Below are 25,932 nucleotides of genomic sequence, written 5' to 3' on the forward strand. Positions count from 1 at the left end.
CCTCACGGGCGGGTGATCGGAAACCTCCGAAACGACTGATCGGATTGGAGCGAAATCCGCAGACGGGGAGACGGGGCCACTTGCCGGTGATGCACTCCTCGGCAACGTTCGTCAGATCGCATTCGAAGTCGAGCGGACGCTCGCAGAGCAGCTCCCAGGCATCCTGCCGGAAGCGATCCCAGCGTCATGAATCTGGGTGGCCCTCCCGGCCCGGACATCGGGACCAGCAGTCGAAGTCGCACGTTGCTGAGGCGGGTTTCGCGTGATCTGTGGCAGCCTGTCTCTGCCGGCGGCACGGTTCCGAAAAGATGGCGTGTGAAGGGACCCCTCAGCCACAAGCACACGATCGTGCGCAAACAGGAGCGCGAGGAGATCCCGATGACAATCGAAGGTGGCCTTGACGTGCACTGGGCACAGATCACCTTCGACTACCTCGACACGGACACAGGCGAGGTGAGCACCGGGCAGATCCGCCCGGCGACCCGCGCGAACGCGCGCCGCTGGCTGGCTCCCGGTCGCTCGCCACGATGCCTACCCGAACAGCTCGGCCTGCTCAGCCGCCTTCCTGACCGGGCGCGCCTGCTGGAAGGCGGGCAGCACGAGTAAGGGCAGGCTCGGCTTCCTGCCTTCGTCGAGCAGCTCGCGGATAGTGATGATCTGGACGCCCGGGTAGTCCTTGCCTGACACGTCCGAGTGGTAGTACCCGGCCTCGGCGGCTTCGAGCCGCATCGGAGCGGTCGGCTCTTCGAGCGTCACGAATAGGCCCATCGCGGCACCGTGTGCCTGCATGTCACCCTTGAGCTGGGCGACCATGGCGCGGTTCACCGTGCCGCTCTTGACCGAGACGATGCACGTCTCCGGCTTGTTGCCGGCACCAGTGAACGTGATCACGCCGTCGACGCCCTTATCGGCACCCTTCTTCTCGACGCTGCCGCGCGGGGTCGCGCCGACGAGGTCGAGTGCCCACCACTGGAACTGGTAGCGGTGCTCCAGGCTCCCGTCGGCAAGCATGGCGCGGGCACCGGCCACCTCCGTCGGCCGGTTGACGACCTCAACCTCGCCGAGTTCCGGGAAGCTGTCACGCAGCCGCTGCCGCATGACGGCGATCGCGAGGTACGTGATGTCGATCCCGATCCACTGCCGGCCGAGCTTCTGAGCGGCCACCGTTGCCGTGCCACAGCCACAGAACGGGTCGAGCACGATATCGCCCGGCTTTGAGGAAGCGGAGATGATCCGCTCCAGGAGCGCGAGCGGCTTCTGCGTCGGATACGGCAGGCGCTCCGCGCCTTGAGCTTGAACAGGCCGGATGTCGTCCCACCAAGTCCCGAGTGGCATGCCTGGCATCTCGTCGAGATAGCGCTTCTGGCGCGGGACGGTTCCCGGCTTGGACTGGACAATCCGCCCCTCCGCGAACAGCTCCCTCATGCGCTCCTCGCTGAACCGCCAGTAGCGCGTGACGCCGAGGAACTCGTAATGAGGATTGCGCTTCTCCGGCGAGGCGCCGCCCGGCGCCGTGATGTCGCTCAGGGTGAAGCGACGGCCGGTTCCCGGCTCAACACTCCGATAGAAGTCCTCAACGTATTCCGGGTCGTAGGCGCGGTACGGCTGGGTCCAGTAGTAGCTCGAACTCTTCGCGTAGAAGAGGAGAACGTCCTGGAGCCGACCGAAGTGCTTGGCGCCCTGCGCCGCGTCGTTGTGGGACGTCTGCCGCTTCCACACGATCTCGTTGATGTAGTGCTCGGGGCCGAAGATCGCGTCGAGCACGAGCTTCAGGTGGTGGCTCGCGGTCGGATCGCAATGGAGGTAGAGCGAACCGGTCGGCTTCAGCACCCGGTGCAGCTCGACGAGTCGGACAGCCATCTCGACGAGATACGCGAGCATCGGGCTCGGCCGGATGCCCTGATGGAACGCGCCGATGAGCGCGCTCACCGACGGCGCCACCGAGCCTTGGTGATACGAGCTGTTGGTCAGGTAGAGGTACTGGCGCTCGGGGTCCGGTCCCCAGTGCCACGTGTCGTCGAACGCCGTCATCTGCGCGTCGCTGCCGCGCCCTGACTCGTCCTTGAAGATGACGCTGTAGCTCGCGTTCGAGTTGAAGGGCGGATCGAGGTAGATGAGGTCGACGGACTCGTCCGGGATGAAGCGGCGCAGGATGTCGAGATTGTCCCCGTAGTAGAGGACGTTGGTCTTCATTGTTTCGGCTTCCCCTCGCCCATGCCGGGGAGCGTAGCAGCCCGTCGGTGCGGCCGGCGGGGCGATCTCTGCATCGCGGCCGAAAAAGGGGGTGCGATGGGTCGATCTGCGGCGCGACTCGACGCTCGTGGCCGCACGCGACGGCCGGGAGTGTTTGGTCCTATGGGCGTGGTGGTCTCGGCCCCAGGAAGTTCGGCACGATGAAGAGGCTATCCACGACGGGCCTTCGCTCGAGCTCGACCGCGAAAAGCGGTGCGAACGCGATCGCGATCTGGCCGAAACGTCGCCGCCGGCATTCCTCGAGCGTCACCGCGGCCGTGTCGAGGATCTGGCCGAGAGCCGCCCAGTAGAGGTCCTGGCCTTCGTCGGTCGTCCAGCCCCCGAAGGGCTCACCACTCGGATTGCCGATCTGCGGGATACGGTCGTGGATCACGTCCAGATAGCTCGACGAGATCTGTCGGACGGCGTCCTCGGACCAGAGGAGATAGGCGAGCGCTTCTGCCGACAGATTCACGAGTCCGAGCATCTCCCGCACCTTGAGCAGCAGGACCGGCCGGTCCGGCATGCCCCAGACAAGAGATCCGGTGAGCGGGGGCCAGGTCCGCCATACGCGAACGGCGTCCGCAAGCTCGACGAGTGCGTCCCGAATTGCGCGAGCATCGCGGTCGCGTTCGCGGTTCTTGCGGCTGCGATACGCCTCCAAAGCTGCCCAGAAGGCGCCGCCACCGAGGAGGAAGGTCGCAAGCGCGAGAAGTTCCGTGGCCTGTGCAACGTCCATGGCGGGCGATCGTACCCCTCCCCTGCCAACGGTGGCACGTCTGTGGCACGAAGGGTTCGCCTCTGGCGTGAGATTCTTCAGTGTTCGTCCGCATTCATCCCCAGGGCAACGCCGCATACGTCACCGTCACAGATCCGCAGACATCCCCCTGCGAAGTCCGCAGACATCCCCCTGCCAGTTGACTGACCGACGCCTGCGAGCGGACAATCCGCGCATGCCATACCACGCTCGCGTCGTCGACGCCGAACTCGCCGCCTCGCTCGCGAGCGCGGGGGCTGTCCTCGTCGAGGGACCGAAGGCGTGTGGCAAGACCGAGACCGCGCGCCGAGCGACCCGCAGCGAGGTTCTCCTCGACGTGGACCGGCGGGCGCGCCAGGCTGCCGCCATCGACCCGTCGCTCGTCCTCGACGGGGACACCCCGCGGCTCATCGACGAGTGGCAGCGCGAGCCGGCGATCTGGGACCACGTCCGGCGCGCCGTCGACGACCGTGGCGCGACGGGCCAGTTCATCCTGACGGGATCCGCGGTGCCGCCCGACGAGGAGACGCGCCACATCGGGGCGATGCGGATCATCCGGCTCCGGATGCGACCGATGGCACTCTCCGAGTCGGGTCACTCGACGGGCGCGGTCTCGCTCGCAGCGGTCCTGCGCGGCGAGCCGGTTCGCGCGACTGACCCGGGGCTGACCGTCCGGCAGATCGCCGATCTTGTGTCGGCGGGGGGCTGGCCCGGCAACCTCGGCCTCGCCGTCCCGCAGGCCCAGCGCCGCCTGCGCGGCTACATCAACGAGATCGCGCGCGCCGACGTCCAGCGTGTCGACGGGGTGCGGCGGGACCCGCAGGTCGTCACACGCCTCCTGCGCTCGCTTGCCCGGAACCTCGCGACGTCGGCCCCGATCAAGCTGCTCCGGGCCGACGTGAACGGGACGGACGGAAACCTCAAGGAGGAGACGGTCTCGTCGTACCTCGACGCCCTGGCCCGGCTGATGATCATCGAGGACCTCCCCGCGTGGTCTCCCGGGCTGCGCTCCCGAACCCGCCTCCGGGCAGCGTCGGTGCGCCACTTCGTCGACCCGTCGCTCGCCGTGGCCGCGGTTCGCGCGACGCCGGCGCGCCTGCTCGCGGACCTCAACTGGTTCGGGTTCCTGTTCGAGAACCTGGTCGTGCGCGACCTGCGAGTGTACGCGCAGGCGCTCGAGGCGGAGATCTACCACTATCGCGACGAGTCGGGCCTCGAGGCCGACGCGATCATCGAGATGCCGGATGGCCGGTGGGCGGCGTTCGAGGTGAAGCTGGGTCCCGGCGAGGTCGATGCCGCGGCGGAGCACCTGATGAAGCTGCGGGCCCGCGTCGACACGGACGCGACGGGTGAACCACTCGTCCTCGCCGTCATCACGGGCACCGGCTATGGCTACGTCCGCGACGACGGCGTCGCGGTCGTCCCGATCGGCGCGCTTGGCCCCTGACCGAGGCGATCCGCGGCGGGGTACAGCCGAGCGTAGCGACTACCATCGGTCGACGATGACCGAGCAGCTCTCGATGCGTCTCGAGCCGGAGCTCCCGAACCTGCCGCTGGACCTCCGTCCGATGCTCGCCCGATCGGCGCCCGAGCCGTTCGACTCGGCGGACCACCTGTTCGAGCCGTCATGGGGCGGTGAGCGCGCCCTCGCCTTCGTCGAGGCCGCGGATCGGGGACCGCTGCGCCTGCTCGGCGCGCAGGGACGCGATCTCGCCGCGCTCGTCCCCGAGCTCGCTGATCTCCAGAGCCGGACGCTTGCCCGATCGGCGGTCATCGACGGCGAGCTCGTCGTGGTGGATTCCTCCGGCCGGGTCGATCCGCTCGGTCTCGCCGAACGGCTCGCGGGACGGCCGGGCCCGCCGGTCGCCTACCTCGTCTTCGATCTCCTCGTCCTCGACGGTCGCCCGCTCCTCCGCGAGCCGCTCGAACGCCGCCGCCGGCTGCTCCGCGGGGCGCTCACGCCGGGCGACGCGGTCATCGCGGTCCCGGCGATCGTCGGTTCCGGGCTCGCCCTCCACGCCGCCGTCCAGGCCCAGGGCATCACCGGGATGATGGCCCGGGTTCGGGGGAGCCCGTACCTGCCGGGCCTCCGAAGCCGTCTGTGGCGCTGGATCGAGGCCGGCCCCGCTTCCGCGCAGGCTGTCGTCGGCGACGCAGCAGGAGTTTCGGCGGGGACGACGTCACCGGTCCTGACCCTCATCAGCCGCCTGCCCTTCGACGACGTCTGATCCCGCGGTCAGCGCCGGCTGCGGGCCGCGGCGAGGAACGCCCTCACGCCCGGATGTTGACCGTACATGAGGACGCCCGTGGTGTAGACGCGTGCGGCGATCCACATGACGACGCCGATCGTCGCGGCGAGGAGGGCGACGGCCAGCGCGACCTCCCCGAGCGACGCCCGACCCTCCGTCAACCGGACGAGCATGACGAAGGGGCTGAAGAACGGGACGAACGAGAGCGGCGCGACCCACGGCGCATCCACGGCGGAGACGGCGAGCGAGGCGCTGAAGTAGCCCGCCATCGACAGCGCGATCATCGGCATCGCGACCTGCTGTACGTCCTCCTGGCGGCTGACGAGGGACCCCGCCGCCGCGTAGAGGAACGCGTAGAGGGCGAAGCCGAGGATGAAGAAGACGATGAAGCCGGCGAGGATCCCGACGGACAGGCCGGAGATCGGCGGGCCGCCACTCGTGGCGCCGAAGAAGATGCGCCCGACCGGACCCTGGAGCAGGAGGCCGACCAGACCCGCCCCGATGAGGAGGGCGTACTGGGTGAGCCCGGCGGCACCGACGCCGACGACCTTGCCGGTGAGCATCTGGAGGGGCGTGGCGGCGCCGAGCATGAGCTCCATGACGCGACTCGACTTCTCTTCGGCGACGCTCGTCGCGATCCACATCCCGTAGGCCATGATCGTGATGAAGACGAGGATCACGAGGACGGTCGCGAGGATGAGATTGCCGATGGTCTGGACCTCCGTGGGGGCGGCGGCCGAGCCGCTCAGCGGGTGGATCGTGAACGCGCCGATGAGGGCCGAGCCACGCTCGGTGGCGTTCGCCCGCTGGAGGGCGTCGCGGGTGGCGATCCACGTCGCCGCGAGCCGCAGGTAGACGGCTTGGCTTCCCGCCGGGTTGGCATCCGACCGGACATCGAACGTCAGGCGCCCGTCCGGGCCGCGAGCGACGACCATGACCGCCCGGAGATCGCCACGACGGAGGGCCGCGGTCGCCGCGGCGGAGTCGGTCCAGCCGCTGACGACGAACGGCGGGCTGCCACCGGACGACGACGCATAGACCGAGAGGATGGCCGTCGCGTCCGCCACCGGGTCCGTGACGAGCCCCGAGGCCGAGGCCCCGACCACGATGCCGAGCTTCGCCTGGCTGCCGCGCTCGAGCGCCTGGAGGGCGACCGGGGCCTGGCCGAGGACGAGGACGACGATGGCGAGGACGACGGTCGAGACGATGAACGCCCGCCGTCGCACCCACTGGAGGTACTCGCGACGGGCGATGAGGCCGGCGTTCCGAAGGGAGGCGCGATCGACGGTCACGCGGCGGAGCCCGAGCGCGGCGTGGCGGTCGCGGTAGCGGCCTCGACGCCGCCGAGCGAGGCGAGGTGCCGCTCATCAGACGGCGGCCGCCCGACGTGCTCGATGAAGATCGCCTCGAGGGATGGCTCGGCGATCTCGAAGCGTCGAACGGCTCCGTGCGCGATCGCGGCGGCGAGGATCGTCCCCGGATCCGACTCACGGGCGATCTCCACCTCCGTGTAGTCGAGGCCGGATCGGACGACCGTCACGCCCGGGATCTCCGCCAGCCAGGCGAGCTCCCGGTCGTCCTCCATCGCGAGCCGCACGAACCGCCGGCCACTCGCCCGCTTCACGGCGGCCAGCCGTCCGCCGACGACGACCCGCCCCCGATCCACGATCGCGATCGACTCGCACAGCTCCTCGACGGTGTCCATCTGGTGGGTGCTGAAGATGAGCGTCCGGCCGCGCTCGCGCAGCTCGGCGAACGCCTCCTTGAGGAGGGCCGCATTCACCGGATCGAGGCCCGTGAACGGCTCGTCCATGATGAGGACCTCGGGATCGTGGAGGATCGCCGCGATGAACTGGACCTTCTGCTGGTTCCCCTTCGAGAGCTCCTCCGCGCGCCGGCCCGCGTACTCCGGGATCCGGAATCGCTCGAGCCAGGCGTGGACGTCGCGGCGGGCGGTCCGCTCGTCGATCCCGTACAGGCGGGCGAAGAAGACGAGCTGGTCCAGGACCCGCATCCTGCCGTACAGGCCGCGCTCCTCGGGAAGGTAGCCCCAGGTCCGGCGGGGCAGCTCCACGGTGGGACGGTCGCGCCAGGTGACCGTTCCGGCGTCGGCGGCAAGGATGCCGAGCACGATCCGCATCGTCGTCGTCTTGCCCGCACCGTTGGCGCCGAGGAACCCGAACACCTCGCCGGGCTCCACCCGGAACTCCACGCCGTCCAGGGCGAGGACGGTGCCGAACCGTTTCGTGAGTCCGTCGATGACGAGCGACATGACGGGCAGGATAGCCGCCGGGAGCGGTCAGGCCACCCAGGACGTTCGGCGGAACGTGCGCACCGTCTCGGCGAGGAGCGCCGGCCCGAGCGCGACGAGCGCGACGAGGAGCCAGTCGCGGCCGTCGAGCGGGACCGCCCGGAACGCGTCCGCGAGCGGTGGCACGATCGGGATGAGCGCCTGGACGGCGATGACGGCGAGGCAGCCGGCCGCGAGGACCCCGTTCCGTCCGAGTCGGTGGAGCGGGGTCGAGAGGCTCCGGTTCGCGTAGGCGCGGACGGCCTGGCCGACGACGAGGGCGGTGAAGGCGAGCCACCGCTCGTGCTCGAAGCCGCCACCGCTCGCCTCCATGAGGACGAGTGCGGCGACCGCGCTGAACCCGCCGGCCGCCACGATGCGCCCGAGGAGGTCGTTCGTGAGGAGCGGCTTCCCGGCCGGCCGCGGCGGTCGCTCCATGAGATCCGGCTCCGGTGGCTCGCGCTCGAACGCGATCGAGGTGGAGAGATCGATGAACAGCTCGAGCCACAGGATCTGGATCGGCAGGAGCGGTTGGCCGAAGCCGGCGATCGTCGCGATGAGGAGGAACCCGAGCAGCGCCACGTGGGTGGAGACGAGGAAGACGAGGCCTTTCCGGACGTTATCGACGATCCGTCGACCCTCGCCCAGGCCGTACATGAGCGTCGCGAACGAGTCGTCACCGAGGACGAGGTCGCTCGCCTCGCGCGCGACGGCGGTCCCGCTGCCCATCGCGACGGCGACGTCCGCGCGGTGGAGCGCGGGCGCATCGTTGACCCCGTCGCCGGTCACCGCGACGATCCGTCCACTCGCGCGCGCCACCCGTACGAGCCGTTCCTTCTGTTCCGGGGTGCTCCGGGCGACGATGTGCAGGTCGGGAAGCTCACGACGGAGCCGCTCGTCGTCCCAGCCGGCGAGCTCGTCGCCGGTGACGATCCGCGTCTCACCGAGGCCGGCGGCGCGGGCGATCGCCGCCGCGGTCCGGGGGTGGTCGCCGGTGACCACGAGCACCTGCACGCCCGCTCCGGTCGCCACGGCGAGCGCGTCCGCGACGCCGGGCCGGATCGGATCGGCGAACCCGATGAGGGCGGTCACCTCCCAGCCGATCGTCGACCCGTCGAGCGGTTCCCCGGGGTGGACGGCCGTCGCCAGGGCGACGAGTCGCTCACCGTCCGCAGCGGCCTCGTCGACGAGCGTTCGCCATCGTGCGGCGACGCCGGCGTCAGTGCCGACCGCGAGGCCGAGGATCGCCTCCGGCGCCCCGAGGGCGTGGGCGACGAGCGTCCCGTCCGGTTGACGCGACGCGGTCCGCGATGCGGGCAGCGCGTCGGCGACCGGGATCGAGCTGACGAGATCCTGCGGATGGAGGGTCGGATCGCCGTCGAGCGCGAGGATCGCCGACTCGAGCGCTCGGGTGAACGATCCGGCCACGGTTCCGTCCGCGCGACCCCACGCGTCCTCCTCCGCCCGGAGCGCGGCATCGAGGAGACGGCCGCGTCCCACAGGATCGACCACCGGGCCGCCGAGGGTGCGGATCGCGACGACCTCGAGCCGATTCGCCGTGAGGGTTCCGGTCTTGTCCGTGACGATCAGGTCGATCGCCCCGAGGGTCTCCTCCGCGTTGAGGCGCCGGACGAGGACGCCGCGTCGGAGCAGCCGGTACGCCCCGAGGCCGAGGATGACCGCGAGGAGGATCGGCGGCTCCTCGGGGATCGCGGCGATCGCCGCCGAGACTCCGGCGAGGAGGTTCTCGCCGGCCGGCTGGCCGCGGACGAACCCGAGCCCTGTGACGATCGCGATGAGCCCGATCGCGACGACGAGGAGGATGCGGACGAGCCGATCGAGCTCGAGCTGGAGGGGCGACCGACGGCGCTCGGCGCCGGCGAGGTGGGCGGCGATCCGGCCGAACTCCGTCTGCGGACCGATCGCCACGACGATCCCCTCCCCTCGTCCGCCGACCACGCTCGTCCCGGCGTAGGCGATGGAGCGGCGGGCCGTCAGTGGCCCGTCCGCCGGGTCGGGGTCGACCGAGCCGGGCTCCGGGAGCGACTCGCCGGTGAGGACGCTCCGATCGAGGAGGAGCCGCGTGGCGCGGACGAGTCGCAGGTCCGCCGGGACGATGTCGCCCGACCGGACGAGGACCACGTCGCCCGGCGCGAGCTCCGCGGCGGGGATATCGAGGACGGCGCCGGCGCGGCGCACCCGGGCGACCGGTGCCGTGGCGTCGTGGAGCGCCTCGAGCGCTCGCTCACCACGGTATTCCGTGACGACCTCCGCTCCGACGATCGGGATGAGCGCGCCGAGGATGAGCAGCCCGTCGCGGCCCTCGCCGAGCGCGATGGCGAGGACGCCGCTGATGAAGAGGAGGAGGACGAACGGTTCGACCGCCGCCTCGACGATCATGTGGACGACCGACTCGCGGCGGGCCGCCTCGAGCGCGTTCGGCCCGGCCTCGCGGGAGCGGCGTACCGCCTCGTCCGGGTCGAGACCGCGGGCCGGATCCACGCCGAGCGCATCGGCCACCGCCGCGGCCTGGGCGGCGTGCGGATCGGCCGGCATCATCGGCTTCATTATCGGGCGTCACCGGGCAGGCGGAGGGATGCGACTACAATCGACCGACGATGACCGACCGCACGACGCCGACTCGCATCCACGCCGATCGGACGGCGGGGACCCTCGAGATCGCGTGGGCGGACGACCACGTCACGACGTTCGGGTCCACGACCCTGCGCTGGCTCTGCCCGTGCGCCTACTGTCGGGGCGAGGCTGGCATGCCCGGCTGGCTCGACTCGCGTCCGACGCTCACCGCCGAGCAGACGCGACTCGTGGACCTCCAGCTCGTGGGCCAGTACGCCGTGGCGCCGAGCTGGGGTGACGGGCACCAGACGGGGTACTACACGTTCGCGCTCCTGCGGGACCGCTGCCCGTGCCCCGTCTGCACGGCCGGGCGCGCGTCGGACGCCCGTGCACACGACGGATCGACCGCCGACCGCCCGCCGGATCACGCCGTCCATGCCCCACTCGCCACGACCGCGGAGGGATCCACCCGATGATGACCACGACCACCCCGTACATCGCCGGCTGGCGCGTCCAGGAGACGAAGGGCCAGGTGTTCGGGCTCGTCGTCCGGAGCCGCGGCTTCGCCGGCAACTTCGCGGCCGGTCTCCGCTCGCTCGTCGGCGGCGAGATCCACGAATACACCCAGCTCCTCGAGGACACCCGCCGTCAGGCCCTCGACCGGATGATCCAGAACGCGACGCTCATGGGTGCGAACGCGGTCATCTCGTTCCGCTTCGACTCGTCCGAGATCGGCCAGACGATGTCGGAGATCGTGGCCTACGGGACGGCCGTCGTCGTCGTGCCGGACGCGACCGCACCCCAGCCGATCGCCGAATAGTCCCGGCACGCCGATGATGCACACGGGAGTCCGGATCCTCATCGGTGTCGTCGCCGGGGTGATGCTCCTCGGCGGCCTCGTGTTCATCCTCGGCGGCGGATCGCCGGGCGTGGGGATCGAGCTGGTCGTCCTCGGCGGCGCGGGGATCCTCGCCGTGACCCTCGAACGCGGCCGCTACCGCTCCGAGCACGCGGAACGGACGGCGGCGCCCGCCGGTCCCGGCGGCGGCGAGACGGACGGCGCCCTCGAGGCGCGGTTCCAGCGGACGGGCGAGGCGTTCGTGGACCCGACGACCGGCCGCCGGATGCGTGTCTGGCTCGATCCGGGGACCGGCGAGCGCCGCTACCGGGCGGAGGGCTGACCTCGAGCGGGGCCGTGCTACGATCGGCGACCCCGGGCACGGCGCCCGGAACGTCGCTGGAGTCCTCCGCCGGATGACCGCCCTTCGCCCGGGTGTCGCGCGCTCGACCGGCGCCCGTCCGCGGGCGCGGCGCCCGGTCGCCGACGCCCCGTTCCCGTACCTCAACCGCGAGCTCTCGTGGCTCGACTTCAACGCCCGTGTCCTTCACGAGGCACGCGACGATCGGAATCCGCTCCTCGAGCGGGCGAGGTTCCTCGCGATCTTCGCGAGCAACCTCGACGAGTTCTTCCAGGTCCGCGTCGCCGGCCTCCGCCAGCAGGTGGCAGCCGGCTCGGCCTCGGCATCGCCGGACGGCCGGACCGCCGCGGCACAGCTCGGCGAGATCCAGCCGCGCGTCCAGGGCCTCATCGCCGAGCACTCGGCGATCTTCGCGACGGTCCGTGCCGAGCTCGCCGAGGAAGGCGTCGCGATCGTCGACTATCAGGCTGTGGCGGACCACCACGCCCGGCTCCGGGAACGGTTCATCGAAGAAATCTTCCCGGTCCTCACGCCGCTCGCGGTGGACCCGGGCCACCCGTTCCCGTACATCAGCACGCTGAGCCTCTCTCTCGCCGTCGGGATGCGCGACCCGGAGACCGGGGAACGGCGGTTCGCCCGGGTGAAGGTGCCGCAGATCCTGCCGCGGCTCGTCGAGATCGCGCCGCACACGTACGTCCTCATCGACCAGGTGATCGAGGCGAACCTGGACCTGCTCTTCAGCGGCATGGAGATCCTCGAGACCCATCTCTTCCGGGTCACCCGCAACGCCGACCTCGCGATCGAGGAGGACGAGGCGGACGACCTCCTCATGGCGATCGAGGAGGAGCTCCGACGCCGGCGGTTCGGCGAGGCCGTCCGGCTCGAGGTCGAACGATCCATGCCGGCCGCGACGCGGCTCATCCTCCTGCGCGGCATCGGCCTGACGAACGCCGACTGCTACGAGGTGAGCGGCATGCTCGACCTCACCGGCCTATGGTCGATCGTGGAGCTCGACCGGCCGGATCTCCGCGCGCCGACGTGGACCCCCATCGTTCCGGCCCGTCTCACCCCGCCCGATGATGACGAGCCGACAGACGTCTTCAGCGTCATCCGCGCCGGCGACCTCCTCGTCCACCATCCGTACGAGAGCTTCGCCGCATCGGTCGAGCGGTTCATCGCCCAGGCGGCGGACGATCCCGAGGTCCTGACGATCAAGCTGACGCTCTACCGGACGAGCGGCGACTCGCCGATCGTGCGCGACCTCATCCGCGCGGCGGAGCGCGGCAAGCAGGTCGTCGTCCTCGTCGAGATCAAGGCCCGCTTCGACGAGGAGGCGAACATCGTCTGGGCCCGCAAGCTCGAGCAGGCCGGCGCCCACGTCGTGTATGGCCTCGTCGGGCTCAAGACCCATTCGAAGGTCCTCCTCGTGGTGCGCCGCGAAGGGACCGGTCTGCGCCGCTACGTCCACGTCGGGACCGGCAACTACAACCAGAAGACGGCCCGCCTGTACGTGGATCTCGGACTCCTGTCGTGCCGCCCGGAGCTCGGCGCAGACGTGACGGACCTGTTCAACGTCCTCACCGGGCTGTCGCGGCAGCGGTCCTTCCGGCGCCTCCTCATCGCGCCCCTCTCGCTCCGATCCCGCGTCATCGAGCTCATCGAGCGCGAGATCGGCCACGCCGCCGCCGGGCGGGAGGCGCGGATCACCCTCAAGCTCAACTCGGTCGTCGACCCGGCGTGCATCGCGGCGCTCTACCGGGCGAGCCAAGCCGGTGTGGATGTCGACCTCATCGTCCGTGGCATCAGCGCGGTGTGGCCGGGCCTCGCCGGGATCTCGGACCGCATCCGCGTTCGCTCGATCGTCGGCGAGTTCCTCGAGCACTCGCGGATCTTCGGGTTCCGCAACGGCGGTGAGCAGGAGTGGTACATCGGCTCGGCGGATCTCATGGAGCGGAACCTCGACCGCCGGGTGGAGGCCGTGGTGCCGGTCGAGGATCCGGACGCCCGGGCCCGGATCGAGGAGATCGTCGCGGTCATGCTCGCCGACGACCGCCGATCGTGGCAGCTCGGCGACGATGCGATCTGGCGGCGCACGGAGGACCTCCTCCACGCGCCGGGCACGGTCGACACGTTCGCGGCGCTCAAGGAGCGCGCCCTCGCCTCGGGCGCGACCGCCTCCACGCCGCACCGACCCGGCGCGGGCGCGGGTTCGCTCGACCCGCGAGCGTGAGTGCCCGACGATGACCGTCGAACGACCGGTCGAGATCGAGCTCAAGTACCGCGTCGTCGACCCGGCGGTCGGCGAACGCCTCCTCGGCACCGAGGCGCTCGGTCCGTTCCGCGCATCGGCGGCGCCACGGACGGCTCAGCACGAGGATCGCTACCTTGACACCGTGGATGGCGCCCTGGCGCGAGCCGGATTCGCCGCCCGCCTCCGCCAGACGAACGGCGAGACGATCGTCACCGTCAAGGGCACGACGCCGAGCGAGGGGGCGCTCACCCGCCGCGAAGAGCTCGAGGGGCCCGCCGACCGCGCCCTCGAGCCACGCGACTGGCCGCCGTCGGACGCCCGCTCGCTCATCCTCGAGCTGTGCGGCGACGCACCGCTCGTCGAGCTCGTCACCGTGCGCCAGCTCCGCCGCAAGCGCCGGCTCCGCGCGACGGACGCGACGGCCGAGCTGAGCCTCGACGAGGTGGACGTGGTGTCGCGTGGCCGGATCGTGGACCGCTTCGTCGAGCTCGAGGTGGAGCTGACCGGCGGCGACGCCGCCCGGCTCGTGGAGCTCGAGGGGGAGCTCGGGCAGCTCGCGGGTCTCACGCCGGCGCCGGGCTCGAAGCTCCAGACGGCGCTCGCCGCACGTTCGGCCGCGGATGACGAACGGCCGCCCGAGACCCCCGACGACCGGGCGACCGGGGAGAGCGCCGGCGCGAGCGGACCGACGCCCCGCTCCGCGCCGCTCGTCGTCGGCAAGACCCCGGGCGTCGTCGCGGAGGACAGCGTCGCCGAGGCCGGGCGGAAGGTCCTTCGGTTCCACCTCGCCCGGATGCTCGCCCGCGAGGCCGGCACGCGGGAGGGCACGGACCCCGAAGAGCTCCATTCGATGCGCGTCGCGACGCGCCGCATGCGCGCTGCGTGGCGGGTCTTCGGCGACGGCTTCCGGGCGGACCGGACCCGCCGCCATCGACGCCGCCTCCGGGCCGTGGCCGGGCGGCTCGGTGCGGTCCGCGATCTCGATGTCCTCATCGACGCCGCGGAGGCCTACCTCGCCGACCAGGCGGTCGTCGAACAGCTCGCCCTCCAGCCGCTCTTCGCGGCGTGGCGCGATCAGCGCGACGATGCGCGCGTCCTCCTCATCCGCGAACTCGACAGCGACGGCTACGCGCGCTGGGTGGACGAGTTCCGCGACTTCGTCCGCACGGAGGGCCTCGCCTCAGGCTCGGTCCTCCCGACGGCGCCGCACCGCATCCGCGACAGCGCCGGATCGCGGATCTGGGCCGCCTACGAGGCCGTGCGGGCCTACGAGCCGGTCCTCCGCTGGGCGGACGTCAGCACCCTGCATGAGCTGCGGATCGCCGGCAAGTGGCTCCGCTACACGCTCGAATTCGTGCGCGAGTGTCTCGGTCCCGAGGCGGCGGGTCTCATCGCCCGGGTGACGGCGCTCCAGGATCACCTCGGCCTCCTCAACGACGCCGATGTCGCCGCGTCCATGGCTCGCGCCTTCCTTGTCGAGCGGGCCGGCCGGCTGTCGGAGGCCGAGACGGCGGCGATCGGGCGATACCTCGTCGACCGCGAGCGCGAGGTGGCCCGCCTCCGGCGCTCGATCGGCCCGGTCTGGCGCGGTCTCGTGAGCGTGGGCTTCCGGCGCAGCCTCGGTCGGGCGACCGCCGCGCTCTGAACGGCGCGGGCGGCGGAGCCCGGGGTCGACCGTCAGCGGCGCCAACCGTGGGCGATGGACCGAAGCTCGCCCCGCCAGCCCGGCCCCGCGTGTGTCGTCGCGAGCACGGCTCCCTCCCGGATCCCCGTGTCGACGACCGTCATCCGGTCCAGCCCGTAGCGCTCGAGGATCGCCTCCATGATCGCGGTCCCGGCAGGCAGGACCCGTGCCCGGATGGGATTGACCGCGTGGTGGATCGCGGCATAGGCGGCCGGTTCGGCGGTGAGGGTCGCCATCGCCGACGCGAGCCGCGCCCGCGTGAGGGTCCGATCGAGCGCCGCGACCGGCAGGACCTTGAGGAGGTTCGTCGCGGTGCCGCCCACGGCGACAAGCCGCCGGACCTCGGCATCCGGAGCCGAGGCGAGCCGCTCCCGGGCGGCCGCCCGGAGCGACGTGACCTCATCGGCGGTCGGTGGATCGTGGGTGACGCACTGGGCCGTCAACCGCGCCGAACCGACACGCACGCCCCTGGCGACCGCATCGCGATCCGGTCCGACGAGAACGAACTCGCTGCTGCCGCCACCGACGTCGACGACCGCCAGGTCGGCAGCCGGCTCCCGACCGTGGGTCACGCCGATGAGCGTCAGGTACCCCTCCTCCTCATGCGTGAGCACGAGGAGCGGCACGTTGCTCGCGCGCTCTGCGTCGCGAACGGCGAGTCGCGCATCCGCCGCGCGACGGAGCGGCTCGGTGCCGACGAACGTGATGGACGCCGCGCCGAGGTCGCGGGCGATCCCGGCGAAGCGACCGAGGGTGGAGGCGAGCTCGGCGCGCTTCTGGCGCCCGAGGCGGCCTCGCTCGTCGACCGCCGCGCCGAGGCCGAGGAATGCCGACTCGTCGAGGAGCGGCTCGAGGCGATGGCCGGCAACGACCGCGACGAAGAGGTGGACCGAATTCGAGCCCGCGTCAGCCGAGGCCGCGATCACCGGACGCTGGGTACGCCCGAGCGGTGTCCCGAACGACGCAATGAACGCGCGGCGGGGCCCCTCACCCGCCCGCCGGCCCGCCGGACGGTCGGTCGGTTCGGGGCGCCCTCCGGCTGCGTGGCCGGGCCGTGCCGCGAGCGGGAGCCTTCGGGGCCGCCGATCGTCGCCGGACCGTGGCACCCGTCGCCCTGGCCTTCGCCGGGGTGGCGCTCCGACTCGGCGCCGGCGATCCGAGCGTCGACGTCGTTAAGGTCGCCGCGGGCTTCGCCGGGGTGGCCTTCGCGGTCGCGGCCCTGGCCTTCGCCGGGGTGGCCTTCGCCGGGGTGGCCTTCGCGGCCGTCGCCTTGGCTTTCGCCGGCGCGGCCTTCGGTGTGCCTCCACTGCTCGCCGGGCCGGACGCCGGAGTCGGAGGAGGCGCGCTGAGCGTCGCCCGTCGAGACTCGAGATCGGCCACGACCGTCGAGGCCTTGCCGAGCTGTCGCGTCCGACGGGCGACTTCCGCGCGGGCGACCTCGAGCGCCCGATCCACCTTCGCGACCGCTCGCGACCGCTTCGCCTCGGCCGCGCTCGGACGATCCGCCGCCCGGCTCGGCCTGTTCGGGCCTGTCGCGCGCTCTTTCTTGACCATTTCTCCTCCTGCGCCGTGCTGTGGCGTTGCGCCCGTTGCGGTCGGCACGGTCGACGATGATGCGCCGTGAAACGTTAACGTGCGCTCACGTGTCGACGACCGGCCGTTGACTCCGTGCCGCGAGCGTACACCACGGACGAACGACGCAGACCCCTTGCCCCACCAGGGCAGGCGGAAACGCTCCGTCCGGCACTCCTCCCTCCTCCGGCGCCGTTCTGCTCGGGACCGGCGCCGGGCTCCTCCCGACCGGCGTGTCCGACCTCACCGGACACGCCGGTTTCCCACTTCCGCGAGGAGGGCGCGACGTCGTCCGCCGTCCACGGCCGCGCGACGGCCCACTGGCGTTGACCCACGGTTAACGCCTCACCAACCCCGGGTTCATCGGCGCCGCCCACCGTGAGCGGCGTCACGGCGTCGATCCGACCGGAGGCCTGCCCGCCTGCAGGCGGCCTGCCCACCCACAAGAAGGAGACCCTGTTGATCGTTCATCGAATGCGCCTGGCGAGCCTTGGCGTCGCAGCCTTCCTCATCGTCGGCGCGTGCGGTTCGGCTGCCACGCCGAGTCCCGCGGCGACCACCGCCCCGAGCGCCGCCGCGCCCTCGACCGCCTCGTCCGCCGGCACCCCTCCGACCTGCGTCTCGGGGAGCATCACCACCGCCGGCTCCACGGCCCTTCAGCCACTCATCGACGCCGCGGGCAAGCAGTACACCACCGCCTGCTCCGGGGCCTCGATCCAGGTCCAGGGCGGCGGTTCGGGCACCGGACTCACCCAGGTCCTCCAGGGCACGGTCCAGATCGGCGACTCCGACATCACCGCGGAGTCCAAGCTCCAGCCGGCGGATGCGTCGCAGCTCATCGACCACCTCGTCGTCCGGCAGGGCTGGGTCATGGTCGTCAATCCGAGCGTTACCGGCGTGACGAACCTCACGACGCAGCAGGCGAGTGACATCTGGACCGGCAAGATCACGAACTGGAAGGGCGTCGGCGGCAACGACCAGCCGATCGTCCTCATCCTCCGACCGCAGTCGTCCGGAACCCGGGCAGTCTTCAAGCAGGTCGTCCTCAAGGGCGCCCAGGAAGCCTCCGGTCAGGCCCTGACCGAGGACTCGAACGGCGCGGTCACCCAGGCCGTCACCGCCACGCCCGGGGCGACGAGCGTCATCGGCTTCGCCTACTACCAGCAGAGCAAGGGGGCGCTCGTCGGGCTCCAGCTCGACGGCGTGGACGCCACCGTGGCGAACATGGCCAACGGTTCGTACAAGATCCAGGCGTTCGGCCACATGTACACCAAGGGCCAGCCGACCGGTCTGACGAAGGCGTTCCTCGACTACATGCTCAGCCCGGCGATCCAGGGGACGCTCGTGCCGAGTCTGTTCTACGCTCCGGCAGCACAATAGGTCGACGGTCCGACCCGGCACCTGCGCTCGGAGGCCACCACGTGGCGGCGATCGATCTCGTCAGCCCGTCATCGAGCCTGAGGCGCTCGCTCACCGTGAGCGAGCGCCTCGATCCGTCGCGGCGCATCACCCTGCTGGCCGCTGGACTCGTCGTCGTGCTGGTCGGCCTCCTGCTCGCGTTCATCAGCTGGAACGGGATCCAGCTCTTCACCGCGTCGCACGTCCCGATCGCGGAGGTCCTGTCCGCGACCTGGGCGCCCGATGCCGGCGCCGCCACGTCGTTCGGGATCCTTCCGTTCATCCTCGGCACGATCAGCGTGATGGCCGTCGCCGCGATCATCGCCGCGCCGCTGTCCATCGGCCTGGCGATCTTCATGGCGGAGGTCGCGCCGCCATGGGCGCGCGCGATCACCCGGCCGGCGATGGAGATCTTCGTCGGGATCCCGAGCGTCGTCTATGGCTGGCTCGGGATCACCATCCTCGTGCCGTTCCTCCGTGAGAACGGGTCCGGCCTCGGCTTCACGGTCGGGTTCAGCTGGTTCGCGGGGTCCCTCGTTCTCGCACTCATGATCCTGCCGACGATCTCGAGCATCGCCTATGACGCATTGCTCGCCATCCCGGCCGATCTCCGCTCGGCGTCGCTCGCCCTCGGCACGACCCGCTGGCAGACGATCCTCCACATCCTCCTTCCCGCCGGCGCGACCGCCCTGACGACCGCGGTCGTCCTCGGCATGATGCGGGCGGCGGGCGAGGCCCTCGCGGTCCAGATGGTGATCGGCAACCGGCCGGTCATCCCCACGAGCCTCACCCAGCCCATGACGACACTCACGAGCCAGATCACCCTGGACATGGGCAACACGGTCTCCGGCGAGCCGTGGAACGAGGCGCTGTGGACGATGGGGCTCGTCCTCCTCGTGATGTCGCTCGGGTTCGTGGCCCTCGTACGCGTCCTCGGTCGGCGGAGGGTGGTCGGGGCATGAGACGGGCGATCCTCATCGACCGCATGGCGACCGTCGTACTGTGGGCGATCGCCGGGCTCGTCATCCTCATCCTCGGCGCCATCATCGTCCATTTCCTTCTCGCCGCGGTCGGGACCATCAGCCTCGGCTTCCTCGTCGGCGATCCGAGCGACACGACCGTCGGCGGGATCGGGCCGATCCTCTGGAACTCGCTCTACATCCTCGTCCTCACCCTCGCCATCACCGTCCCGCTCGGCATCCTCGGCGGGATCTACCTCGCGGAATACGCCGGCGAGGGCCCCGTGACGACCGCGATCCGTTTCTGCCAGGAGCTCATCAGCTCGGTCCCCTCGATCGTCGTCGGGATGTTCGGTCTCGCCCTCTTCGTGGGCGCCACGCACTGGGGCTTCACCGCGCTCAGCGGCTCGCTCGCCCTCACCGTGTTCAACCTGCCGCTCATGGCGCGCCTCGCCGAGCAGGCGATCCGGGCTGTTCCCGACGATGAGCGACAGGCAAGCCTGGCCCTCGGGACGACCAAGTGGGCGTCCATCCGCCACGTCGTCCTGCCGCTCGCGATCCCCGGCATCGTCACGGGCATCATCCTCACCGCCGGGCGGATCTTCGGCGAGGCGGCGGCACTCATCTTCACCTCGGGGCTCTCGACGCCGACGAACTACGACTTCCTCAACCTCAACGTCACCGACCCTCGCTCGCCGTGGAGCCCGTTCCATCCGGCGACGACCCTGTCCGTCTACATCTGGAAGCTCAACTCGGAGGGCCTCGGCGCGTTCGTCCGGCAGATCGCCGACACGAGCGCGGCCGTCCTCGTCATCATGGTCCTCGGCTTCAACCTCGGGGCGCGCGGGCTGGGCCGGGCGCTCCAGCGGCGGATCACCGGCGCATGATCCATCCCGAACCGACGCGCGAGGCACGCGGCATGGACGCGATCGAGGATCGAGCGGTCGACGATGTCCGCGACCCGAACGAGGGCGACGCCGCGGGGACGCCTCGCGATGCGGAGGCGACCGAGGCGGAGCTCGTGCCCGCGGCGGAGGTCGTGCCGCCCACGAAGCTCGCCCTCCGCGGTCTCCGCGTGTCATACGGCGGCCGTCTCGCCGTTCGCGACGTCGACCTCCGGATCCCGTCCAACGCGGTGACCGCATTCATCGGGCCATCCGGCTGTGGGAAGAGCACGGTCCTGCGCTGCTTCAACCGCATGAACGACCTCATCCCGACGGCGCGGGTCGAAGGTCGCGTCGAGCTCGACGGGGAGGACATCAACGGACCTGACATCATCCCGGTCGAGGTCCGTCGCCGGGTGGGTCTCGTCTTCCAGCGGCCCAACCCGTTCCCGATGACGATCTACGAGAATGTCGCGTACGGGCCCCGCCGTCACGGCGTCCGTGACCGGGCCCGGCTCGACGAGATCGTCGAGCGGTCGCTGCGGAGAGCGGCGCTGTGGGACGAGGTCAGGGACGATCACCACCGGAAGTCGGGCCTCGCCCTGTCCGGTGGTCAGCAGCAGCGGCTGTGCATCGCGCGGACGCTGGCGATCGATCCGGAGGTCATCCTCATGGACGAGCCGTGCTCGGCCCTCGACCCGATCGCGACGTTGAAGATCGAGGAGCTCATCGCGGAGTTGCGCGATAACTTCACGATCGTCATCGTTACCCACAACATGCAGCAGGCATCACGGGTGAGCGACCGGACCGCGTTCTTCACGATGGGCGAGGATCGAGCCGGCTACCTCGTGGAATACGGCCCGACCGCTGCCATGTTCACGAATCCCCGGGAGCGGCTCACCGAGGACTACGTCTCCGGCCGGTTCGGCTGAGACGGAGGGAGGGTCGATGACGGAGGCGCTCCATCACGCGACGCGCGAGCCGCTCGATCGCGAGCTGCGGGCGATCACCGATTCGATCCTCCGCATGGGGAACCTCGTCGAGGAGGCGATCCGGGGCGCGCTCCAGGCGCTGACGGACCACGACGCCGAGCGCGCGCTCGGCGTCATCGTCGGGGACCGGCGGATCAACGAGGCGCAGCGATCCGTCTCGACACTCATCGCAACGACCATCGCGACACAGGCGCCGGTGGCGCGCGACCTGCGCTTCCTCCTCACCCTCGACCACGTGAGCTACGAGCTCGAGCGGATGGGCGACCATGCCGCCAGCGTGGCGAAGCAGTCCCGCAAGCTCGCTCCGCAGCCGCCGCTCATGGGCTACGTGGGCCTGCCCGAGATGGCGTCCACCGTGGCCGGCCTCGTCCACGGCGTCCTTCGCGCCCTCGTCGACGCGGACCAGGAGGCGGCCCGGCTCGTCGCGTCCGGCGACGACGACGTGGACGACCTGTACCACCGGACGTTCGACGAGGTCCTCGACCTCATGCGGGCGGATCCGGCCAACGTCGACCGCGGAGCCCGGATCCTCTTCGCCGCCCACTACCTCGAACGGATCGGCGATCGGGTGACGAACATCGCCGAGGACGTGGTCTTCCTCGCCACCGGCGAGATCGAGGACCTCAATCCCTGATGCGATGATGGGCGATCGGACGCGACGGATCGAACTCCACCTCCTCCGGCACGCCGATGCCGGCGACCCGATGGCGTGGACGAGGCCGGACGCGGAGCGCCCGCTCTCGGCGAAGGGACTCCGCCAGGCCGACCGGCTCGCGCGCCACCTCGCGGCGCTCGACCTCGAACCGGACGCCATCCTCACGAGCCCCAAGGTCCGCGCCGCGCAGACGGCAGAGGCGGTGGCCGTCGCCCTCGGCCGGCGCGTGACCGTGGACGAGCGCCTGGCCGGCGATCTCGACCTCGAGACCCTCGAGGCGATCCTCCGCGACGCCGGTGACCTGCGCCGACCGCTGCTCGTCGGCCACGATCCGGACTTCAGCGAGCTCGTCTCGACGTTGATCGGCGCAGAGCTCACGATGCGCAAGGGCACCCTTGCCCGGATCGACCTCGACGGACCCATCGCCCCGGCGGCGGGCGTCCTCCGCTGGCTCCTCCCGCCGGACGCCCTGCCCGGCGGCTGAACGAGAGACCGAGATCAACGGACCGCTCGCCGCGGCGACCGGCGTCGGGCTCTTCCTCGTCGTCGTCGTCCTCACGATCGCGCGCCCGCGCGGACTCCCCGAATGGGCGAGTGGCGTGGGCGGGGCCGTCGTCGCGGTCGTCGTCGGCCTCGTCGGGCCGGACGCGGCGGTCGCCGCGGTGGTCGGCGACGCAAACGTACTCGCCTTCTTTGTCGGGATGACCGGACTCGCCGCCGTCGCCGAACGGAGCGGCTTCTTCGAGCAGACCGGCGCCCTCGCGGTGCGCTGGTCGGCCGGGAGCGGGCGGCGACTGCTGCTCGCCGTGCTCTGCCTCGGTGCGGCGATCTCGATGGTCCTCTCGAACGACGCGACCGTCCTCATCCTCACGCCGGTCGTGTACGGGCTCGTCGTCGGCCTCGGCGTCGACGCCCTCCCGTACGTCCTCGCCTGCACGTTCATCGCCGATGCGGCCTCGCTGCTGCTGCCGGTGAGCAATCCCGTCAACGTCCTCATCCTCGATGGCGTCGGCGTCCCGGTCCCGGACTACCTCGCGGCGGTCGGGCCGGCGGCGGTCGTCGCGGTCGCCCTGACGATCGTCGCGCTCATGTGGCTGTTCCGGCTTCGGGTGCCACGCCGTCTCCGGCACGCGACAGCGAGCTTCGAACGTCGCCCCCTGCCCGCGGTCTGGATCGCCCTCGGCGGGGTCGCCGTCACGTTCGTCGGCGGGGGCCTCCTCGGCGCTCCGCTCGGCCTCGTCGCCTGCGTCGGCTTCGTCTTCCTCCTCGTCGTGGAGGCGTTGGCAGCGGGCGCGGCGCATCGTCGACCGCTCGACGGCGTGAGCTGGGCGATCCTCGCCTACGTCGCGGGGATGGTCGTCCTCGTCCGGGCGCTGGAGGACCAGGGAGTCGTCCAGGCGCTCGTCGGCACGACGCTCTCGGCCGGTCGGGACTCTCCTGCCGTCATCGCCATCCTCTCGACCGCCGTCGCCGCGGTCGGCGCGAACCTCGTGAACAACGTCCCGATGGCGCTCGTCATGGTGAGCGCCATCGACGGCACCCATCTCGCCGGACCGGTCCGCCAGGCGGCCGCCTTCGGCTCCATCGTCGGCGCCGACCTGGGGCCGAACCTCACGACGGTCGGCTCCCTCGCCACGGTGCTGTGGCTCCTCATCCTCCGCGACCGGGGGATGGACGTCCGGCCCGCGGACTATCTTCGGGTGGGGCTGCTCATCACGCCGCCGATCCTCGTCGCCAGCACCGCCGTCCTCGTCGCGACACTGACCGTGAGGTGACTGCCATGGAACCGCCGACCGTCCTCGTCGCCGTCTCGGGTGAGGAGACCGTGGAGTTCTGGACGGAGGTCCGGGCACTCGTGCCCCCGACCGCCGCCATCGAGATGTTCCACGTCATCGATGACGCCGCGGCCCACCAGATCGGGCTTCGGGCCGCCCATCTGCCAGGCCGCGATCCGGCGCACGGCCTGCCACCCGCGTCCTACGGGGCGGAGCGTCACGGGGCGGAGGCGCTCGTCGCCGACGCGGTGGCCGCCCTGGGTCGGCCGGCGAGCTCGGCCATCGCCCGTGGGCGGCCGGGTCACACCATCGTGGAGCGGGCCGCAGAGCGGCGGGCGGACTGCGTCGTCGTCGGCGTCCGTGCGGCCGCGGTGCGGGTCGCGGCGGATCCCCACAGCCTCGGCCATGCGGCGCGCTTCGTCGTCGACCACGCGCCGTGTCCGGTTCTCCTGGTGCGGCGGTAGGTCCGTCAACCGTCGAGCGCAGGACCCTCCGCGCAGATCGCGACGACCCCGAGCTCGACGAGCCGGGCATACGTCGGCCTCCGCGTCACCGTCCACGCCGCCAGCGCGAGGCCTGCCCGTGCGACGCGGGTCACCGCCGGCTCATCGATCGCCCGCCACTCCGCAGAGATCCCGGCACAGGCGAGATCCGCGGCGAGGGCGATCGTCGCCGGCGCAAGATCTTCGGCATTGAGCCAGATCGACCATTGCGGCGCGAGGCCGTGAAGGCGGCGGAGCGCCTCGGGATCGAAGGACGAGACGACGGCGTCGGCGAGGTGAGGACCTCGACCAGCGGCGAGCACCTCGACCACAGGTCGCCCGATGGGAACCTTGAGCTCGACGTCGAGGAACATCCGTCGGGGTGCGACGGCGAGGACCGCCTCGAGTGTCGGGACGCCGTGGCGCCCGAGCTCGCCGGCCGTGAGGTCCACCGCGGCGCCGGCCACGCCCTGAACCCGTTCGAGCGTCTCGTCATGGAGGACGATCGGGACGCCGTCGCGGGAGAGCTGGACATCGAACTCCAGCCCGTCGCAGGCCGGCACCCGCATCGCGGCCTCGAAGGCGGCGAGCGTGTTCTCCGGCGCGTGCCGGTGGTCGCCGCGGTGGGCGAGCCGGAGGGTCCGCGGGGTGTGGATCGGCGTGTGTCGGTCCATCGGCTCCTCGTCAGACGGCGGTGGCGTCGACGATCGGCGTCGGTGGCTCGACCGTGGGCAGCGGGCCGATCGGCAGCTCGAAGGTGAAGGTCGAACCCCTGCCCTCACGGGATTCGACCCGGATCCGTCCGCCGTGCTGCTCGACGACGTTGCGCGCGATGGCGAGTCCGAGGCCCGTCCCGCCGCCGCTCCGCACGCGTGCCCGATCCACCTTGTAGAACCGCTCGAAAACCCGATCGAGCGACGCCTTCGGGATGCCGATCCCGCGGTCCTCCACCGAGACCGCGACGGTGGCTCCGTCGGTCCCGGCGCGGACCGTGACCTCGCCGCCGTTGGGGCTGAACTTCACGGCGTTGTGGAGGAGGTTGACGAGGACCTGACCGAGCCGGTCCTCGTCGCCACGGACCAGCGGCAGGTCAGGCTCGATGACGATCTCGAACCGCACACGCTGGCGTTCCGCGAAGAGCCGGAGCCGCTCCACGGACGCCTCGGCCAGGCGCCCGAGGTCGACGTCGTCAAGGAGGGCGAGCGCCCTGCCGCTCTCGATCCGGCTCAGGTCGAGGAGTTCGTTCACCATCTGGACGAGGTGCCCGGTCTCGATCTCGATCTTCCCGATCCGATCCCGCATCCGGGCCGGGACGGCCTCGCCCGCCGCGTCGGCATCCCGCGACAAGGTCTCGGCGAGGAGGCTCACCGTGGTAAGTGGCGTCCGGAGCTCATGGGAGAGGTTGTCGATGAACTCGGTCCTGATCCGCTGCAGCCGTCGGAGCTCGGACACGTCCTCGAGGACGAGCCAGACGCCGCCCGGTGACCGCCGGGCCCGGACCAGGAGCTTTGGTCCGTCGGCGTCGGCGGAGACGATCTCCGCGGACACCACCGCGCGGTCGGCCGCCGCAGCGACGATCACCGCCTCGATCCGCGCGTCCACGACCGCCTCGAGCGCCGGGCGACCCAGCATCGAGCCCGGCGAACGGCCGAGGTACCGGTGGGCGGCCGTGTTCGCGGCGTCGACCTGGAGATCGGCCGTCAGGTGGACGACGCCGACGCCGACGATCTCGACGAGATGATCGAGGTCCCGGGCGTCGCGGGCCTCGCGATCCGCCAGCTCGGTGACCCGTGTCTCGAGCTCCCGGAGGCGCTCGGCCACGTCATCCGATGCGTCGACCCCCGCAGTGCGGCGGAGTCGCCGCATCTCGGCGACGCCGCGACGAGGGCCGACAAGTCCCGCGCCGAGGGCCGCGAGCGCCGCCATCGCGACGACGACGATCGCCAAAGGCTCCATGCCCGGAGCATCGCACACTGCGA

Annotated in this window: 24 protein-coding genes; 16 read left to right on the plus strand and 8 right to left on the minus strand. The window is 71.3% G+C overall.

What is annotated here, in order from left to right:
• Window positions 1–531: 531 nt before the first annotated feature.
• Both IVW53_09145 and IVW53_09150 read right to left on the minus strand, forming a co-directional pair.
• Complete coding sequence (locus IVW53_09145) at window positions 532–2,193, minus strand: restriction endonuclease (protein MBF6605729.1); 1,662 nt, start codon at window positions 2,191–2,193, stop codon at window positions 532–534.
• Between the two features lie 160 nt (window positions 2,194–2,353).
• Complete coding sequence (locus IVW53_09150) at window positions 2,354–2,971, minus strand: hypothetical protein (protein MBF6605730.1); 618 nt, start codon at window positions 2,969–2,971, stop codon at window positions 2,354–2,356.
• A 214-nt stretch (window positions 2,972–3,185) separates the two neighbouring features.
• Between IVW53_09150 and IVW53_09155 the strand changes: the two genes are divergently transcribed.
• Together IVW53_09155 and IVW53_09160 are read left to right on the plus strand one after the other, a co-directional pair.
• Window positions 3,186–4,436, plus strand: a complete 1,251-nt coding sequence (locus IVW53_09155) for an ATP-binding protein (GenBank protein MBF6605731.1) — start codon at window positions 3,186–3,188, stop codon at window positions 4,434–4,436.
• A gap of 55 nt (window positions 4,437–4,491) precedes the next feature.
• A complete protein-coding gene (locus IVW53_09160) occupies window positions 4,492–5,217 on the plus strand; it encodes a hypothetical protein (GenBank protein MBF6605732.1) in 726 nt (241 codons plus the stop codon).
• An 8-nt stretch (window positions 5,218–5,225) separates the two neighbouring features.
• On the opposite strand, the gene IVW53_09165 is transcribed toward IVW53_09160, so the two are convergent.
• Genes IVW53_09165 through IVW53_09175 form a run of 3 tightly spaced genes read right to left on the minus strand, consistent with a single transcriptional unit; the run spans window position 5,226 to window position 10,087 of the window.
• Window positions 5,226–6,530, minus strand: a complete 1,305-nt coding sequence (locus IVW53_09165) for an ABC transporter permease (protein MBF6605733.1) — start codon at window positions 6,528–6,530, stop codon at window positions 5,226–5,228.
• A complete protein-coding gene (locus IVW53_09170; GenBank protein ID MBF6605734.1) occupies window positions 6,527–7,510 on the minus strand; it encodes an ATP-binding cassette domain-containing protein in 984 nt (327 codons plus the stop codon). The genes IVW53_09165 and IVW53_09170 overlap by 4 nt, the downstream gene beginning before the upstream one ends.
• 27 nt (window positions 7,511–7,537) lie before the next feature.
• A complete protein-coding gene (locus IVW53_09175) occupies window positions 7,538–10,087 on the minus strand; it encodes an HAD-IC family P-type ATPase (GenBank protein MBF6605735.1) in 2,550 nt (849 codons plus the stop codon).
• A gap of 59 nt (window positions 10,088–10,146) precedes the next feature.
• Between IVW53_09175 and IVW53_09180 the strand changes: the two genes are divergently transcribed.
• From IVW53_09180 to IVW53_09200, 5 genes are all read left to right on the plus strand, one after another.
• Complete coding sequence (locus IVW53_09180) at window positions 10,147–10,578, plus strand: DUF971 domain-containing protein (GenBank protein MBF6605736.1); 432 nt, start codon at window positions 10,147–10,149, stop codon at window positions 10,576–10,578.
• Complete coding sequence (locus IVW53_09185; protein MBF6605737.1) at window positions 10,575–10,922, plus strand: heavy metal-binding domain-containing protein; 348 nt, start codon at window positions 10,575–10,577, stop codon at window positions 10,920–10,922. The genes IVW53_09180 and IVW53_09185 overlap by 4 nt, the downstream gene beginning before the upstream one ends.
• A gap of 13 nt (window positions 10,923–10,935) precedes the next feature.
• Window positions 10,936–11,283, plus strand: coding sequence for a hypothetical protein (locus tag IVW53_09190; GenBank protein ID MBF6605738.1), 348 nt, complete (start codon window positions 10,936–10,938; stop codon window positions 11,281–11,283).
• Between the two features lie 73 nt (window positions 11,284–11,356).
• Window positions 11,357–13,531 (plus strand): polyphosphate kinase 1, encoded by a 2,175-nt coding sequence (gene ppk1, locus IVW53_09195; protein ID MBF6605739.1) that lies wholly within the window; start codon window positions 11,357–11,359, stop codon window positions 13,529–13,531.
• A 10-nt stretch (window positions 13,532–13,541) separates the two neighbouring features.
• Window positions 13,542–15,197 carry a CHAD domain-containing protein gene (locus IVW53_09200; GenBank protein ID MBF6605740.1) on the plus strand — a complete coding sequence of 552 codons (1,656 nt, stop codon included), beginning with the start codon at window positions 13,542–13,544 and terminating at the stop codon, window positions 15,195–15,197.
• Window positions 15,198–15,229: 32 nt separating this feature from the next.
• On the opposite strand, the gene IVW53_09205 is transcribed toward IVW53_09200, so the two are convergent.
• On the minus strand, window positions 15,230–16,162 hold the full coding sequence (locus tag IVW53_09205) for a hypothetical protein (GenBank protein MBF6605741.1): 933 nt from the start codon (window positions 16,160–16,162) through the stop codon (window positions 15,230–15,232).
• A 173-nt stretch (window positions 16,163–16,335) separates the two neighbouring features.
• Here IVW53_09205 and IVW53_09210 point away from each other — a divergent pair, with 173 nt between their 5' ends.
• From IVW53_09210 to IVW53_09250, 9 genes are all read left to right on the plus strand, one after another.
• On the plus strand, window positions 16,336–16,860 hold the full coding sequence (locus tag IVW53_09210; protein MBF6605742.1) for a hypothetical protein: 525 nt from the start codon (window positions 16,336–16,338) through the stop codon (window positions 16,858–16,860).
• Between the two features lie 422 nt (window positions 16,861–17,282).
• A complete protein-coding gene (locus tag IVW53_09215; protein MBF6605743.1) occupies window positions 17,283–18,188 on the plus strand; it encodes a phosphate ABC transporter substrate-binding protein in 906 nt (301 codons plus the stop codon).
• Window positions 18,189–18,265: 77 nt separating this feature from the next.
• Window positions 18,266–19,168: a phosphate ABC transporter permease subunit PstC gene (gene pstC, locus IVW53_09220; protein ID MBF6605744.1), complete on the plus strand. Its 903-nt coding sequence runs from the start codon at window positions 18,266–18,268 to the stop codon at window positions 19,166–19,168.
• Entirely contained in the window at window positions 19,165–20,052 is an 888-nt protein-coding gene (gene pstA / locus IVW53_09225; protein ID MBF6605745.1) for a phosphate ABC transporter permease PstA, read from the plus strand. Before pstC ends, pstA begins: the two co-directional genes overlap by 4 nt.
• A gap of 32 nt (window positions 20,053–20,084) precedes the next feature.
• Window positions 20,085–20,981, plus strand: a complete 897-nt coding sequence (gene pstB, locus IVW53_09230; protein ID MBF6605746.1) for a phosphate ABC transporter ATP-binding protein — start codon at window positions 20,085–20,087, stop codon at window positions 20,979–20,981.
• A 16-nt stretch (window positions 20,982–20,997) separates the two neighbouring features.
• Entirely contained in the window at window positions 20,998–21,675 is a 678-nt protein-coding gene (gene phoU / locus IVW53_09235; protein MBF6605747.1) for a phosphate signaling complex protein PhoU, read from the plus strand.
• Between the two features lie 7 nt (window positions 21,676–21,682).
• Complete coding sequence (locus tag IVW53_09240; protein MBF6605748.1) at window positions 21,683–22,180, plus strand: histidine phosphatase family protein; 498 nt, start codon at window positions 21,683–21,685, stop codon at window positions 22,178–22,180.
• Window positions 22,092–23,471 carry a hypothetical protein gene (locus IVW53_09245; protein MBF6605749.1) on the plus strand — a complete coding sequence of 460 codons (1,380 nt, stop codon included), beginning with the start codon at window positions 22,092–22,094 and terminating at the stop codon, window positions 23,469–23,471. The genes IVW53_09240 and IVW53_09245 overlap by 89 nt, the downstream gene beginning before the upstream one ends.
• Window positions 23,472–23,575: 104 nt before the next feature.
• On the plus strand, window positions 23,576–23,935 hold the full coding sequence (locus IVW53_09250) for a universal stress protein (protein MBF6605750.1): 360 nt from the start codon (window positions 23,576–23,578) through the stop codon (window positions 23,933–23,935).
• A 5-nt stretch (window positions 23,936–23,940) separates the two neighbouring features.
• Here IVW53_09250 and IVW53_09255 read toward each other — a convergent pair whose 3' ends face one another.
• A complete protein-coding gene (locus tag IVW53_09255) occupies window positions 23,941–24,627 on the minus strand; it encodes a glycerophosphodiester phosphodiesterase (GenBank protein ID MBF6605751.1) in 687 nt (228 codons plus the stop codon).
• 10 nt (window positions 24,628–24,637) lie between these two features.
• Window positions 24,638–25,909, minus strand: a complete 1,272-nt coding sequence (locus IVW53_09260; protein MBF6605752.1) for a PAS domain-containing protein — start codon at window positions 25,907–25,909, stop codon at window positions 24,638–24,640.
• Between the last annotated feature and the right edge of the window lie 23 nt (window positions 25,910–25,932).

The sequence above is a fragment of the Chloroflexota bacterium genome (genome assembly GCA_015478725.1).
In the GTDB taxonomy this organism is placed as follows: Bacteria; Chloroflexota; Limnocylindria; order Limnocylindrales; family CSP1-4; genus C-114.